We start from the raw sequence: 15,383 nt of genomic DNA, 5'->3' as shown, positions 1-15,383 counted from the left end.
CGGGACTCACGGTAATCGCGGCCGCGGCGTCGCCGCAGCCGGGATGCAAAGACGGTATACGTCAGTCGTCGGTGGCGACGTAGCCGATGATGCCGCGCAGCTTCTCGACGGGGATCGCGCCGCGGCGCAACATCCGGGGCACCGCCGTGGTGAGGTCGAGGATGGTCGAGGGCGTGTTGTCGGTGGTCTTGCCGCCGTCGAGGTAGACCGCGACCGAGTCGCCGAGCTGCTCCTGGGCCTCCTCCGCCGTCGTCGCCGCGGGGGCGCCGGAGCGGTTGGCGCTGGAGACGGCCATCGGGCCGGTCTCCTTGAGCAGGTCGAGGGCGACCGGGTGGAGCGGCATGCGGACGGCGACCGTGCCCTTGGTGTCGCCCAGGTCCCAGGAAAGGGCCCTGTTGGCCCTGCAGACCAGAGTGAGCGGCCCGGGCCAGAAGGCGTCGATGAGATCCTGCCCGTAGGGCCCGAGGTCGTCCACGAGCGCTGTGGCGGCTCTGACGGTGCCCACGAGCACGGGCGGCGGCATGTCGCGGCCGCGCCCCTTGGCGTCGAGCAGCGCGGTGACGGCCGGCGGCATGAACGCGTCGGCGCCGATGCCGTAGACGGTGTCGGTCGGCAGCACGACCAGCTCGCCGCGGCGCACGGCGGTGGCGGCCTCGATCAGGCCCTCGGCGCGCTGGTCGAGGTCGGAGCAGTCAAAGCGTCTTCCCACGGCGTGCATCCTAGTCCTGGCCGAGTCTGGCCGTGACGAAGCGGTCCCTTCGGGTGAGGTCCTGGCGCAGGCGTACGTCGCGCCAGCCGTTGTCCTCCGGGAAGGTCAGATAGACGGCCCTGCCCTGCTCGTCGGCGTGTTCGACGGCCACCCAGCCGCCGGGGCGCAGCAGCCGGCGGGCGGTGCGTTCGACCGCGCGCACCTCGCCGAGGCCGTCGTCGCCGGAGCCGTAAAGGGCCCTGGAGGGGTCGTAGTCGCGGACCTCGGGGTCGCGCGGGATGGCGCCGGGCGGGATGTACGGCGGGTTGGAGATCACCAGGTCGACCTTGCCGTTGAGCTCGGGAAGGGCTTCGGCGAGGTCTTCCGGGTGCAGGTGCGTACGCCCCTGGCCCAGCTCGGAGATGTTGCGCTTGGCCCAGGTGTAGGCCGCGGGGTCGACCTCGACGGCGTGCACCTCGGCGAGCGCGACCTCCTGGGCGATCGACAGCGCGATGGCCCCCGAGCCGGTGCCGAGGTCGACGACGAGCGGCGCCGTCACGTCCATGGCGCGCAGGGTCTCGATCGCCCACCCGGCCATGACCTCGGTCTCCGGCCGCGGCACGAACACGCCGGGGCCGACCGCGAGCTCCAGGTAGCGGAAGTACGCGTGGCCGGTGATGTGCTGCAGCGGCTCACGCGCCTCGCGCCGGGCGATGCCCTCCCAGAACAGCGCGTCGAAGTCGGAGTCCTTGACCGTGTGGAGCTCGCTCCTGCGCACGCCGTGGACGAACGCCGCGATCTCCTCCGCGTCGGTGCGCGGCGAAGGCACACCTGCCTCGGCCAGCCGGGCGGTGGCGAGAGCGATCTCGTCCAGCAGAAATGTCATGAGTGTTGTGCGAGCTTCTCCGCCATCTCGGCGTCGATGAGTGCCTGGGTGACGGCGTTGAGCTCGCCGTCGAGAACCTGGTCGAGGTTATACGCCTTGAAGCCTACGCGGTGGTCGGAAATCCGGTTCTCGGGAAAGTTGTACGTGCGGATGCGCTCGGAACGGTCGACCGTGCGGACCTGCGACTTGCGCTCGGCCTGCGCCGCGGCGTCGGCCTGCTCCTGGGCCACGGCCAGCAGCCGGGCCCGCAGGATGCGCATCGCCGACTCCTTGTTCTGGAGCTGGCTCTTCTCGTTCTGGCAGGAGACGACCACGCCCGTGGGCAGGTGGGTGATGCGCACGGCCGAGTCGGTCGTGTTGACGCTCTGGCCACCGGGACCGCTGGAGCGGTAGACGTCGATGCGCAGGTCGTTGGGGTCGATCTGGACGTCGACCTCCTCCGCCTCCGGGTAGACCAGCACGCCCGCGGCGCTGGTGTGGATGCGGCCCTGGGACTCGGTGACGGGCACCCGCTGCACGCGGTGGACGCCGCCCTCGTACTTGAGCCTGGACCACACGCCCTCGTCGCCCTTGGCCTTGATGCCGACCGTGACGTCTTTGTAGCCGCCGAGGTCGGAGGGCTGGGTGTCGATGATCTCGGTCTTCCAGCCGAGGCGCTCGGCGTAGCGCAGGTACATCCGCAGCAGGTCGCCGGCGAACAGCGCGGACTCCTCGCCGCCCTCGCCCGCCTTGATCTCCATGATGATGTCTTTGTCATCGTTGGGGTCGCGCGGGATGAGCAGGTGCTTGAGCTTCTCCTCAAGCTGCGGGATGCGCTCCTCGATCTCGGCCGCCTCGGCCGCGAAGCCCTCGTCCTCGCCGGCCAGTTCCTTGGCCGCCGTCAGGTCCTCGCGGGCGGTGTCGAGCTCCCGGTAGGTGCTGACGATCGGGGTGAGCTGGCTGTAGCGCCGGCCGAGTGTGCGGGCCTTGTTCTGGTCGGCGTGCACGGCGGGGTCGGCAAGCTGCAGCTCCAGCTCGGAATACTCCTTGAGCAACTCGTCGAGGTTCACCGTGGGTCCTTCAGTGGTTTGAATGCCGTTTCACCAACAACGCCGACCCGGCGCACGTGGTGCGGCCGGGTCGGCGTCGGTGAAGCTACTTGCCCGTGGCCTTCTTGCCGAAGCGCTTCTCGAAGCGAGCCACCCGGCCGCCGGTGTCGAGGATCTTCTGCTTGCCCGTGTAGAACGGGTGGCAGGCCGAGCACACGTCGGCGTGGATGACGCCGTTCTTCGCGGTGCTGCGGGTGGTGAACGTGTTGCCGCAGGAGCAGGAGACCTGCGTCACGTGGTAATCGGGGTGGATGTCGGGCTTCATGGCTGTCCTTTCGGGCTGCGGCCGCCGGGTCGCCTTCACGCATGGCGTGAACCGGAACCGCAAAATGGTCAGCTACCAGTGTGCCAGATCGTGCAACCTGCCCAGGCCATGGGGCATTCCCGCGATCTTCATGACGCGGCCGCACGCGCCACACTAGGCTCCCTCGCACAAAACCATCACTTTTCCCACAAATGGGACTTAGCCAAAGGATCATCCAACTGATGAAGAGAAGGGTGCGGCTGCTCCTCGCGGCCGCCACGGGGGCCGCCGTTCTCCTCGGAGGCGCCGGTCTCTCGGCCACCGGCGCGTCGGCCTCGGCCCACGCGCTGGCGGACGACTTCGCGGGGGACGCGTCGGCGAGCGCGTACGTCCCGCTGGAGAAGGACGTCGACGCCACCGTCACGCTCAGGCTCAAGAACCCGGGCAACGTGACCAGCGTGACCGGCTCCATCGAGCCGCCCGGCAAGTCGGCCAGGGCGGTGTCGTTCGACTTCACGCCGAGCACCTCCACCACCACCCCGACCCCCACCCCGTCCCCGGCGACCGAGAAGACGGTCACCGGCAAGTGGACGATCACCAAGGACGACCCGGCGGGCGACTGGAAGCTCACCGTCAACGTCGCCCGCAGCGGCTCGAGCTACTCCACCCCGTTCTCCGTCAAGGTCTCCGGCAAGCAGGGCATCTCCGGCGCGAACGTCACGCCCGACCCCGTCCAGCTCGTCAAGGGCAGGGACACCAAGGTCACGGTCGAGGCGTCGGTGAAGGACGCGGGCACGGTCTCGGCCAAGCTCGTCAGCGACACCACCAGCGAGTACTACGACCTCGGTGCGCTGGCCCAGGAGTCGGACGGCTACTACCGCGGCGTCACGTACTTCACCGACGACACCACCGAGGGCGACTGGACCCTTGAGGTGTACGCCACCCGCGGCGGCCAGACGCTCAAGGGCGAGGCGTCCTTCTCGGTCGTCGCCCCGACCGGCGGCGCGTCCAAGAAGGCCAAGACCAGGGTGACGATCTCGGCGCCGAACAAGGTCACCAAGGGCCGCGCGTTCAAGGTCTACGGCAAGGTCTACCGCGGCGCCAAGGCGTACAAGAACAAGATCGTGGAGGTGTACTTCAAGACGAAGGGCACCAAGACGTACAAGTTCATGGGCTACGCCAAGGCCACCTCGGCCGGCAAGTACAGCAAGACCTTCAAGGCCAAGAAGGACGGCTACTTCCAGGTCAAGGTGCCCGGCACGAGCAAGACGCGCACCTCCCTGTCGCCGCAGGAGTTCGTGGACGTGAGGTAGCGGGTACGGCCCGCATCCCCAACCCCGGGTGCAGGCCGTATCAGCGACCCAGATACGTCAGGACGGCGAGAACCCGCCGATGGTCCTCGGGCGCGGGCCCGAGGGCCAGCTTGGCGAAGATGCCGGACACGTGTTTCTCCACCGCCCCTTCGGTGACGACCAGCCTGGAGGCGATCGCGGTGTTGGAGCGGCCCTCGGCCATCAGCGCCAGGACCTCGCGCTCCCGGGGGGAGAGCAGGTCGAGCGGCGCGCCCCTGCGCCTGCGGCTGAGCAGTTGCACGACGACCTCAGGATCGATCACCGTGCCGCCCGCCGCCACCTCGCGCACCGCCTCCATGAACTCGGCCACGTCGGCCACCCGTTCCTTCAGCAGGTAGCCGACGGCCTTGCCGATCAGCTCGCCCGCGTAGCGCTCCTCGACGTACTGGGACAGGACCAGGATCGGGAAGTCGGGCCTGGCCTCGCGCACCCGCAGCGCCGCCTTCAGCCCCTCGTCGGTGTGGGTGGGCGGCATGCGCACGTCGACGATCGCCAGGTCGGGCTCGTGTTCGTGGACGGCGGCCACCAGCGCGGGCCCGTCGGAGACCGCAGCGACGGTCTCGAAACCGCCGTCGGCGAGCAACCGCGCCAGCCCCTCGCGCAACAGTACGGAATCCTCGGCGATGACCACGCGCATGTGCACATGACTACCATTCGCAGGGCAGCTCCGCACGCACGATCGTCGGCCCCCCGACGGGGCTGTGCAGCACGAGCACGCCGTCGATGGTGGCCGCCCGGTCGGCCAGGCCCGACAGCCCGCCGTCCGGCGTGACGACGGCGCCGCCGATGCCGTTGTCCCACACGTCCACGACCACGCCGCGGTCGCCCTCGAACACCGCCACCGACGCCTCCGTCGCGCCCGAGTGCTTGGCGAGGTTGGTCAGGGCCTCGGCGACGATGAAGTAGGCGATGCTCTCCACCGCGGCGGGCGGCCGCTCGGCCAGTTCGACGGAGACGTCCACGTGCACCGGGGCCCGCGCGGCCAGCCCGGACAGCGCCGCGTCGAGCCCGCGGTCGGTGAGGATGGCCGGGTGGATGCCGCGGGCCAGGTCGCGCAGCTCGGCGATGGCCGCCTTGGTGCCCGCGTGGGCCTGGACGATCAGCGTCCTGGCCTCCTCCGGCTCGGTGTCGAACTTGGCCTGCGCCCGTCCGAGGTCCACCGCCACCGACAGCAGCCGCTGCTGCGCGCCGTCGTGCAGGTCGCGCTCGATCCTGCGGCGTTCGGCCTCGGCGGCGTCGATCCCCCTGGCCCGGCTGGCCCGCAGCCGCTCCTCCTCGCTGCCGCCGAGCAGCACCGTGGCCAGGGTGCCGTGCAGCCAGGCCATGCCCCGTACGAGATAGGCCGTCACGACGAGCAGCGCCACTCCGGCCGCGCCCGCGACCAGCACGCCCGCCCAGTCGTCGATGATCAGGCCGGTGCGCCCGTCGCTCAGGACGTACAGGACGCGCGCCAGGGGCGCGAGGAGCAGCACCGCCGTCGCCGTCCACAGGGCGAGCGACAACGCGGACTCGACCAGGCCCAGCGGGAGGAGCATGAGGAGGTAGCCGAGGTCCTGCCAGGTGGCCTTGTCGCCCAGCAGCCAGGTGAGGTGCGTGAGCAGCCCGCCCTCGGGCCTGCTCCGGTACGGGTCGGCGATCCGCACCCCGAACGCCGCGCCCATCAGCCGCCGCTCCAGCATCGCCCCGCCGCGCCACATCAGCACGGTCGCCATCGTCAGCGGCAGCCCCACCCAGACGATCACCAGCGGCACCGCCACCGTCGTCGCCATGGCCACCACGACGAACCAGACCAGCCCCAACCCCGCGCTGACCAGCAGGTACGGAGCCGCCCGCCAGGTCATCGGGTCCACCAGCACCCCTAACGGCCCCTTCGGCCCGAACCGCACCCTGTCCTTCAGCCTCACCGATCGCATGCCCCCAGCCTGCCGGGCGCCGCGGACGGGGTGAATGGAGCAGACGTCCGATCCGCAGGTGGGGTTAACCCCACCCCGCGCCCTGACATGCGAAAGGGGCGGCGGGAGAACCTCCCCGCCGCCCCTCAAGGCGCGTGGCCGCTAGTCGCGGTCGTTGCTCACCGTGGTCTTCTGCACCTGCAGAAGGAACTCGGCGTTGGACTTGGTCTCCTTCATCTTCTCCAGGAGAAGCTCCAGAGCCTGCTGCATGTCCAGAGCGTGCAGCACCCGCCGCAGCTTCCAGACGATCTGCAGCTCCTCCTTGGCCATGAGGATCTCTTCCTTACGCGTGCCGGACGCGTCGACGTCGACCGCGGGGAAGATGCGCTTGTCGGCCAGGGAGCGGTTGAGCTTGAGCTCCATGTTGCCGGTGCCCTTGAACTCCTCGAAGATGACCTCGTCCATCTTGGACCCGGTCTCGACCAGGGCCGTGGCGAGGATCGTCAGGGAGCCGCCGTTCTCGATGTTGCGCGCGGCGCCGAAGAAGCGCTTCGGCGGGTAGAGCGCCGTGGAGTCGACACCACCCGACAGGATACGACCGGAGGCCGGGGCCGCCAGGTTGTAGGCGCGGCCGAGACGCGTGATCGAGTCGAGCAGGACGACCACGTCGTGGCCCAGCTCCACCAGGCGCTTGGCGCGCTCGATGGCCAGCTCGGCGACCGTGGTGTGGTCTTCGGCCGGACGGTCGAAGGTCGAGTGGATGACCTCGCCCTTGACCGACCGCTGCATGTCGGTGACCTCTTCGGGACGCTCGTCCACGAGCACGACCATCAGGTGGCACTCGGGGTTGTTGCGGGTGATCGCGTTGGCGATCGCCTGCAGCACCATCGTCTTGCCGGCCTTCGGCGGCGAGACGATCAGACCACGCTGGCCCTTGCCGATCGGCGAGACCAGGTCGATGATCCGCGTGGTGAGGATGTTGTGCTCGGTCTCCAGGCGCAGGCGCTCCTGCGGGTAGAGCGGCGTCAGCTTGTTGAAGTCGGGCCGGTTGCGGGCCTGCTCCGGGTCCATGCCGTTGACGGTGTCGAGGCGGACCAGGGCGTTGAACTTCTCGCGGCGCTCGCCGTCGCGCGGCTGGCGCACCGCGCCGGTGATGACGTCGCCCTTGCGCAGGCCGTTGCGGCGGATCTGGGCCAGCGAGACGTAGACGTCGTTGCTGCCCGGCAGGTAGCCGCTGGTCCTGACGAACGCGTAGTTGTCGAGGATGTCGAGGATGCCGGCGATCGGGATGAGCACGTCGTCGTCGCCGATGACGGGCTCGGTGCTGTCGAAGCGGTCACGGCCGCGGCCGCGGTTGCGCTCCCTGAAGCGGCCCCTGCGGCCACGCCCGCGCTCGTCGTCGTCGCCGCCGCGCTGGTCGCGCTGGTCACCGCGCTGGTCACCGCGCTGGTCACCGCGCTGGTCGCCGCGCTGGTCGCCGCGCTGGTCGCCCCTGCCGCCGGCGTCCGTGGCGCGCTGGTCGCCGCGGCTGCTCTCGGCACGGCCGCCCTCACCGCGGTCGGCACGGTCGCCGCGCTCACCGCGCTCGCCGCGGTCGCTACGCTCACCGCGCTCGCCGCGGTCGCTGCGCTCGCCACGCTCACGGCGCTCGCCGCGGCTGCGCCGCTCGCGGCGGCTCTCGCGCTCGCCCCGCGTGTCGGCCTGACCGGCGTCCACGACCTGGGCCTGCTGCTCGACGGCCGGCTCGGCCGGCGCGGCCACGGGCTCGGGGGCCGCGGCCACCGGCTCGGCGGCCTGCGGTGCGGCCTCGTCGGCGGGCTTGGTGCGGGAACGTTCCCTGCGCGTACGGGTGGGCCGCTCGGCCACGGGAGGCGCGGCCTCCGTCAGGACGGGCGCCGCCTCGACCGCGGCCGCCGCCGGAGCGCCGTCTCCGGAAGCGCCACCCTGCTTCTCCTGGATGGCCGCGATGAGCTGGCTCTTCCGCATGCGCCCGGTGCCGCTGATGCCCAGCTCAGCGGCCATCTTCTGCAGCTCGGGCAGCACCTTGGCGGACAGGCCGGTGCCGGAGCGACGCGCACGAGGCTTGGCCGCGGCGCGGGTGGGGGTGTCGCCGGACGCGGGCTGAGCGCCTGGTGCGTCGGAGAGGAGTTCGGTGGTGTCGCTCAACTAAAAGGTCCTTCCCAGGGGTCGGGCGCCGGTTTTGTTCTGCCGGGCGTCCCGGAGGTGCTTGCGACCCGGCGGGACAGACCGGGTCGGGGTGCACGTTGCGATCTTCGGCTGTCGCGGACGGCCGCCACTCTTGGGGAGGGGTTCGTCCAGGCCGCCACAGGACCGTGGCGCGTGGCTGACACCCCCCAGATTGCTGTCGCCAACCAGATGTCGATGTGCGTCGAACGCGCAGGTCCCCGTCGTCGCCGCCTCACGTTGGGCCAACCGGGTGTGGGCCAACCGGAGGCAACGGATTCCGGGGAGACAGCCGCGCTGCTCACGCCTCGCGACGTGAAGCATGATGCAGCGATGTATGGCTGACAAGCACGCACCCACCAAGGGGGCATCTGGTGCGGCTATCAGCCTAACATCACCAGCGCACACGGCTATTCCCTGAAGGTCTAAAGAGGCATCAGCGTGTCTCGGGGAACTGAACGTTCGCACCAACCGGGTCGACGTCCATTTGCTGGATGTGCCAGTCATTACCCACTTCTGGCGCGATCAAATCCTGCGTATCCGGTGACGAAAACGCAAGAACCGTGGGACCCGCCCCCGAAACGACCGCGGGCACGCCGACTGCACGCAGACGTTCTACCAGACGCGCGCTCGCCGGCATGGCAGGCGCGCGATAGGGCTGGTGGAGACGGTCTTCGGTGGCGGCGAGCAGCAGCTCTGGTTCCGGCCGCGAGGTCAGCGCGGCGATCAGCAACGCGGCCCTGCCGGCGTTGAAGGAGGCGTCCTTGTGGGGCACGTCCTTCGGCAACAGCCCCCGAGCGGTCTCCGTGGCCAGCCGCGTCGAAGGAACGACGGCGACCGGGCGGACCCTCTCGTCGGGGGCCAGCTTCACCATACGCGGTACTCCCGCATGGTCGGTCCAGGCCACCGTCAGGCCCCCGGCCAGGCACGGAGCGACGTTGTCCGGGTGGCCCTCCATCTCGGTGGCCAGCGCGAAGACCTCGTCGTCGGACAGGCCGCCGTCGCTCAGCGCGCGGGCGGCCAGGATGCCGGCGCAGACGGCGGCCGAGGACGAGCCCAGGCCGCGGGCGTGCGGGATGCGGTTGACGCAGCGCAGGTCGATGCCCGCGGGCTGCGGCGCCCCCATGCGGGCGTACGCCTCGCGCATCGCCCGGACGACGAGGTGTCCCTCGCCGAGGTCGACCTCGCCCGCGCCTTCGCCCTCCACGCTCACGCGCACGCCGGGCTCGGCGGTGAGCGTGGCCTCCACGTCGTCGTAGAGGGTGAGCGCCAGGCCGAGCGCGTCGAAGCCCGGCCCGAGGTTGGCCGACGTGGCCGGCACGCGGATTCGCACCGTCGTCATCAGTTCACTGTTCCCTTGTCATTCGCTCACTGCCCGTGCGCCTCTCAGGCGAGGTTGAGCGCCGCGGCGGCGGCGTGCACGTCGATCGGGATGACCACCGGGGCGGGCGCGCCCGAGATGGCCCAGTCGGGGTCCTTCAGGCCGTTGCCGGTGACGGTGCAGACGATGCGCTGCCCGGCCGCCACGAGCCCCTGGGAATGCGCCTGGAGCAGCCCCGCGACGCTCGCCGCCGAGGCCAGCTCCACGAACACGCCCTCCTCCTGGGCCAGCAGCTTGTACGCCGCCGCGATCTGCCGGTCGGTCACCGCCTGGATGACGCCGCCGGACTCGTCGCGGGCCGCGGTGGCCAGGCCCCAGGACGCCGGGTTGCCGATGCGGATGGCGGTGGCGATCGTGTGCGGGTGGGTCACCGGGGCGCCCTCGACGATCGGCGCGGCGCCGCTGGCCTGGAAGCCGAACATGCGCGGACGCTTCGTCGAGACGCCGTCGTCGGCGTACTCCTGGTAGCCCATCCAGTAGGCCGAGATGTTGCCCGCGTTGCCCACCGGGATGCAGTGGATGTCGGGGGCGTCGCCGAGCGCGTCGACGATCTCGAACGCCGCAGTCTTCTGGCCCTGCAGCCGGAACGGGTTGACCGAGTTGACCAGCGCGATCGGGTAGCTGGAGGACAGCTTGCGGGTCATCTCCAGGCAGTCGTCGAACGACCCCTCGACCTGCAGCAGCGTGGCCCCGTGGACGAGCGCCTGGGCCAGCTTGCCCATCGCGATCTTGCCCTTCGGCACCAGCACGGCGCAGGTCAGCCCCGCGCGTACGGCGTAGGCCGCCGCGGAGGCCGAGGTGTTGCCGGTGGAGGCGCAGATGACCGCCTTGGCGCCCTCTTCGACCGCCTTGCTGATGGCCATGGTCATGCCACGGTCCTTGAAGCTGCCGGTCGGGTTCGCGCCCTCGACCTTGAGAAAGACCTCGCATCCCGTCAGCGCCGACACGCGGTGCGCCGGGACGAGCGGGGTGCCGCCTTCGAGGAGCGTGACGACGGGCGTCTTCGTGGTGACCGGAAGACGCTCTCGGTACTCCTCGATGAGGCCACGCCACGACCTGCCCATGATGACTCCCTACCTGCGGTGTTGGCCACCGAGTGTACGGGGTGCTCGACGCGGACGCGGAGCCGAGTCCATTGGGTGGACAGGTACGTGGACAGGTCGTTGGACAGCGCCACTATTCAGGAAATTCTCAGCATCTCCCGATAAGGTCTCGGCAGGGGGTCACCATGAACGCGCGTCCTGCTTTGAGGCAGAACGACTATTCACCAGTAGTGCCGCCGGAACTCGGGGGCTGGTCGCCGGGGTTGTCCGTGAGCGTGGTGATACCGGCGCACGGCGGGCAGGACAAGCTGGACCTGACGCTGGCCGCGCTGGCCGCGCAGACGTACCCGGACCATCTCATGGAGGTCCTGGTCGTCGACGACGGCAGCGCGCCGCCCATCCGGCTGCCGGAGATCCGGCCGGTCAACACCAGGATCGTCCCGGTACGCGACGGCTGGGGGATCTCCAACGCGGTCAACACCGGCGCCAAGGCCGCCGACGGGGAGATCATCCAGCGGCTGGACGCCGACATGGTCGCCTGCCGCGAGCACATCGAAGCCCTGGCCCGCTGGCATCACGTGACCGACTACCTGGTCACGATCGGGATGAAGAAGTTCGTCGAGGCGCCGCCGGTCACCCCGCGGCAGGTCTACGGCGCCGGGCGCCTGGACGAGGTGTTCGACCTGGCCGGGGCCGTGTCGAGCTCGACCGAGGCGACGATCGAGAAGACCGACGGGCTGCGCAGCAGCCGCAATCCGTACCACGTGTGCACCGGGCCGACCTTCGCCCTGACCCGCGAGGTCTTCGACGCCGTGGGCGGGCTCGACCCGACCGTGGTGCGCGGCGAGGACACCGAGTTCTCCTACCGGCTGGCCATGCACGGCGTGGTGTTCGTGCCCGACCCGGCCGCCCAGGCGGTGCACCTCGGGCTGCCGGCGCAGCACCGCGACCGGGAGCGGGCCGTGCGGGCGGTGGAGCCGTACCTGGCGCACCGGATCCCGCTCCGCCGGGACCTGCGCAAGGACCGCGGGCGGCGGTGGCTGGTGCCGTACGTGGAGATCGTGCTGGACGTCACCGACACCTCCGAGTCTGTGGTGCGGCGCGCGGTGACGGCGGCCCTGGACGGCAAGCTCCAGGACGTCGTGCTGACGCTGGTGGGCCCGTGGTCGCGGCTGGACGACGGGCGGCGCGCGGTGTTGTCGGACCCGTGCTTCGAGCTGCGGCTCATGCGCGACCTGTTCGCGCACGACGAACGCATCCGGCTCATCGACGAGGCCGCACCCACGCCCGCGCCCACGCCGTTCCGCTACCGGGGCCCGGTGGACGTGCCGCTGCACCGGGCGACGCTGGAGCGCATGGTCGAGTCGGTGCAGAAGGACCTGGCCGGGGTGCTCGTCGTCGACCTGCCCGACGGGCGCACGGCCCGGCTCGAACGCACCTCGGCGCTGGGCCGGGCGCTGCTGCTGGCCGGCCCCGGCGCCGACCTCGACGACGTCATCGACACCACGCACGGCGTACGGCACGAGCCGCCGGACCGCTACTGGCCCGCGCCGCCGCAGCCGGAGCCGGTCACCATCCCCGCCACGGTCGCGGTGCCGGCCGAGTCCGCCGACAACACCCTGTTCAGGCGGCTGAAGTCGGCCCTGCGCCCGAACTGACCGCCGCCGGCGGGACGCGGTCAGCCGCGCAGACGGCGGCCCAGCGCCCGTTTCATCGTGGCCGACAGCAGGGTGCGCAGGCTCTGCTGGGCGCGGTTCGCCGCGGCGAGCTGGCGGCGCAGGGTGCTCACGTCGCGCCGCAGCTCGACGGCCGTCCTGCGCCACCGGGTGGCCTCGTCCCGCCACTTGGTCACCTGGGCGCGCAAGCGGTCGGCCTCCGCCGCCAGCCGCTCGGTCTCGGCCTGGGCCTCCAGCCGCGCCCGGTACGCCCCGCGCCGCCCGATCAGCGGCGCCGCCTCCGTGGTGAACCCGTAGGTCTCCCCCTCGACCCAGGACACGCCGGACACGGCGTCCACCACGTCGTCGAGGTCGCCGGGCTCACCGTGCTCACCGTGCTCACCGGGGTGGTCGGCGGCCACCATGCGGGCCCTGGCGAAGGCCGAGCAGCGTTCCAGGCGGGCCGCCACGACACCCTGCGACGACTCCCGCAGCAGCACGGCGACCAGGCCGAGGCCCTCGTCGCGGGCCAGGTCGAGCAGGCGGGCGAGGGTGTCCTCGCCGGGGATCCAGCCGGGCGGCAGGCGCAGCACGAACGGCGTGGCCGGGTCCACCTCCTCGGCCGTGGCCAGGCGCACCCGTCCTTCGTGCAGGTAGTGGCCGTGGACGAGGGCCAGGTCGAGGGCGGGGTCCTTGAGCGGGGAGCGGTGCTCGCGCTCCAGGTCGTCCCAGGGGCCGAGCAGGAGCACCGACAGGTCGGGAACGGTCCCGGCGAGCAGGGCGTCGACCGTCGCGCGCACGCTGTCGTAGCCGGCCGTGCCGTCCACGACGGCGGTGACGTACGGGATCTTCCACTGGCGGGACGGATGGGAGCGCAACCACCGGTACGCCGGGATGCGGTCGGCCACGAACGCGTGGCTCACCCGGTCGATGGACTCCTTGTCGCGCATGCGCATGGTCGGGCCCAGATGGTAGGCGCGGGCGCGCGGCTCGGGCACGAACACCGCGCCCGCCTGGCCCAGCCGGTAGCCCATCTCGGTGTCCTGGCCGAGGATCAGCTCGTCGTCCATGGGGCCGGCGGCCTCGATCAGGCGGGCGCCGACCGAGGTCGCGCCGCCGACGTGCAGGCTGAAGGGACGCTGGGGGTTGGCGGTGAGGCCGTCGGTGCGTTCGACGAGGTCGACGATCCAGGTGTGCGGCTCGGCGGGCTCGAAGTGCTCCTCCAGGTCGGCGGGCAGCTCGGCGGGCAGCTCGGCGTCGGTGAACCTGATGTAGCCGGTCACGACCAGGTAGGGGGCCGTGTGGTGCCAGCGCATGTGGGCCTCGATCGCGCCCGGGGTGAGGACGACGTCGGAGTCGAGCCAGTGGATCACGTCGCCGGTGGCCTCGGCCAGGCCGGCGTTGCGGGCGTTGGCGCGGCCGGGCCGGTCGCAGACGATCAGGCGGGTGCCCTCGGGGCGGACGGCGGGCAGCCGCAGGGGCGGCAGGCTGCCGTTGTCCACGACGATGACCTCGGTGAGGGCGGCCGGGTAGGTCTGGCGGGCGAGGCCGGCCAGCACCAGGTCCAGCTTGTCCTGGCCGCCGTAGGCCGGGATGATCACGCTGACCGTGAGCGACGGGGTGAGGCCCTCGCCGGGCCGCAGCACGCGATAGTCGTTGCCGCGCACCGGCGGCTTCTGGCCGTTGTTCATGCGGCTTCCATCAGCAGGCTCGGCCGGAAGCCGTGCCATTGGTTCGTGGCGATCCTGACGAAATGGGCCAGGGGCAGCTGCCAGGTGTGCTCCTCGGTGAGACCCCTGCGCAGGACGTAGCCGAGGCCGTGCGTGCGATAGGTGCGCGCGCCGATCTTTTGCGCCGCTTTCAGGAACTCCAGATCGACCGCACGCGGGAGCGCAGGAAACCCTCCAATTTCCCGAAATTTCGCGCTTTGGAGCAAAATTGTGCCTCCAGCTACGTGATCCGCCCAAACCTCGCTAGGGTACGCCGCTCCGCTCGCGAACGTCGTCCGCCGGATCGTGGCGCGCAACGGCTCCAGGTAGAAGAACTCGGCCGTCGTGCCCACCACGTCGGCCCCCGCGTACGAGCGGGCCATGAGCAGGTCGGACAGGTGGCAGGGGCCGTACCAGTCGTCGTCGTCCCACTTGGCGAGGTAGTCGCCCGAGGCCAGGGCGGCGGCCCGGTTCAGCACCTCGCCGAACGGCACCGTCCGGTCCGCCTCGACCCACCTGACGGGCAGCGAGCACGCCTCGACGGCCGCGCGTACCTGCTCGAACGCCACCCCGTGCAACCCGAGCAGGACCTCGGCCTCGACGCCCCGCTGCCGCTCCATCTGCGCCAGCGCCGCGCCGACCAGGGCGGGCCGCTTGGTCGACATGACGATGCTGACCGTCGCGCGAGGGGGCCGGTGGACCAGCCGCCGCAGCCGTACGCTGTGCTCCTCGCGCCGCAGGTCGGCCAGGGAGCGCCCGGTGCCGTCGGCGGGCTCGGCGAGCCAGTCGCGGTCGGTGAGCAGCGCGGCCAGGTCGCCCGGCACCCAAGCGGGGGCGTCCTGGGCGGTCAGCGGGATCCCGGCGCCGGCCAGCTCGGTCAGGCCGTCGAGCGGCACCGGCGCGGCGGGCCAGTCGATCTCCAGCCCGCGCCGGGGACGCAGCTCGGGCACGTCGGGCGGCCCGCCGTCCACCTGCCATCCGTCCGCCCAGTGCAGCCGGGCGAACCCCTTGCCCGGCGTACGCGTGAAGCCGCAGGGGGTGACGGACATGGACGATGCTCCTCGACCGGACGGGACTGGATCGGCGCCTACCTTACGCCCGTTTTTACACGTCAGTAGACAGACAGGCAGGTATCGCATGGCGGGCGGCACGGGTCCCGAGGCGGCGGTTCCCAGTTTTCCTCCAGGAACTTATGGCACGGTAGTGGTCAGGTTTTATTAGGGTGGCAAATATCCCGCCCATCCTCCTATGCCCGACTCGT

The 15,383-nt window shown here is 71.1% G+C and carries 13 protein-coding genes; 2 read left to right on the top strand and 11 right to left on the bottom strand.

Features of this window, described 5'->3' with window-relative positions; translation table 11 throughout:
• Positions 1-61: 61 nt before the first annotated feature.
• The 4 genes from AB0J71_RS25010 to rpmE all read right to left on the bottom strand — a co-directional run bounded on the left by AB0J71_RS25010 (position 62) and on the right by rpmE (position 2,927).
• Positions 62-718, bottom strand: coding sequence for an L-threonylcarbamoyladenylate synthase (locus tag AB0J71_RS25010; protein WP_352320401.1), 657 nt, complete (start codon positions 716-718; stop codon positions 62-64).
• A 1-nt stretch (position 719) separates the two neighbouring features.
• Complete coding sequence (prmC, locus tag AB0J71_RS25005) at positions 720-1,574, bottom strand: peptide chain release factor N(5)-glutamine methyltransferase (protein ID WP_352320399.1); 855 nt, start codon at positions 1,572-1,574, stop codon at positions 720-722.
• On the bottom strand, positions 1,571-2,623 hold the full coding sequence (gene prfA, locus AB0J71_RS25000; RefSeq protein WP_352320398.1) for a peptide chain release factor 1: 1,053 nt from the start codon (positions 2,621-2,623) through the stop codon (positions 1,571-1,573). The genes prmC and prfA overlap by 4 nt, the downstream gene beginning before the upstream one ends.
• Positions 2,624-2,708: 85 nt before the next feature.
• Positions 2,709-2,927: a 50S ribosomal protein L31 gene (gene rpmE / locus AB0J71_RS24995; protein ID WP_352320396.1), complete on the bottom strand. Its 219-nt coding sequence runs from the start codon at positions 2,925-2,927 to the stop codon at positions 2,709-2,711.
• A 221-nt stretch (positions 2,928-3,148) separates the two neighbouring features.
• Between rpmE and AB0J71_RS24990 the strand changes: the two genes are divergently transcribed.
• Positions 3,149-4,219, top strand: coding sequence for a hypothetical protein (locus AB0J71_RS24990; protein ID WP_364416280.1), 1,071 nt, complete (start codon positions 3,149-3,151; stop codon positions 4,217-4,219).
• A gap of 40 nt (positions 4,220-4,259) precedes the next feature.
• On the opposite strand, the gene AB0J71_RS24985 is transcribed toward AB0J71_RS24990, so the two are convergent.
• The 5 genes from AB0J71_RS24985 to thrC all read right to left on the bottom strand — a co-directional run bounded on the left by AB0J71_RS24985 (position 4,260) and on the right by thrC (position 10,779).
• Positions 4,260-4,895, bottom strand: coding sequence for a response regulator transcription factor (locus AB0J71_RS24985; RefSeq protein WP_352320392.1), 636 nt, complete (start codon positions 4,893-4,895; stop codon positions 4,260-4,262).
• Between the two features lie 10 nt (positions 4,896-4,905).
• Complete coding sequence (locus tag AB0J71_RS24980; protein ID WP_364416278.1) at positions 4,906-6,171, bottom strand: sensor domain-containing protein; 1,266 nt, start codon at positions 6,169-6,171, stop codon at positions 4,906-4,908.
• Positions 6,172-6,312: 141 nt separating this feature from the next.
• Complete coding sequence (gene rho, locus AB0J71_RS24975) at positions 6,313-8,316, bottom strand: transcription termination factor Rho (protein ID WP_364416277.1); 2,004 nt, start codon at positions 8,314-8,316, stop codon at positions 6,313-6,315.
• A gap of 454 nt (positions 8,317-8,770) precedes the next feature.
• Positions 8,771-9,676, bottom strand: coding sequence for a homoserine kinase (gene thrB, locus AB0J71_RS24970; protein WP_352320388.1), 906 nt, complete (start codon positions 9,674-9,676; stop codon positions 8,771-8,773).
• 44 nt (positions 9,677-9,720) lie between these two features.
• Positions 9,721-10,779, bottom strand: coding sequence for a threonine synthase (gene thrC / locus AB0J71_RS24965; RefSeq protein ID WP_352320386.1), 1,059 nt, complete (start codon positions 10,777-10,779; stop codon positions 9,721-9,723).
• Positions 10,780-11,027: 248 nt separating this feature from the next.
• Here thrC and AB0J71_RS24960 point away from each other — a divergent pair, with 248 nt between their 5' ends.
• Entirely contained in the window at positions 11,028-12,416 is a 1,389-nt protein-coding gene (locus tag AB0J71_RS24960; protein ID WP_352320384.1) for a glycosyltransferase, read from the top strand.
• A gap of 20 nt (positions 12,417-12,436) precedes the next feature.
• On the opposite strand, the gene AB0J71_RS24955 is transcribed toward AB0J71_RS24960, so the two are convergent.
• Entirely contained in the window at positions 12,437-14,104 is a 1,668-nt protein-coding gene (locus AB0J71_RS24955; RefSeq protein ID WP_364416276.1) for a glycosyltransferase, read from the bottom strand.
• Positions 14,101-15,171, bottom strand: a complete 1,071-nt coding sequence (locus AB0J71_RS24950) for a family 2 glycosyl transferase (protein WP_364416274.1) — start codon at positions 15,169-15,171, stop codon at positions 14,101-14,103. The genes AB0J71_RS24955 and AB0J71_RS24950 overlap by 4 nt, the downstream gene beginning before the upstream one ends.
• Positions 15,172-15,383: the final 212 nt, after the last annotated feature.

Origin of the sequence: Nonomuraea sp. NPDC049637, assembly GCF_040675235.1 — a bacterium.
Taxonomy (GTDB): Bacteria; Actinomycetota; Actinomycetes; order Streptosporangiales; family Streptosporangiaceae; genus Nonomuraea.
This window is presented reverse-complemented; position numbering and strand designations above follow the sequence as displayed.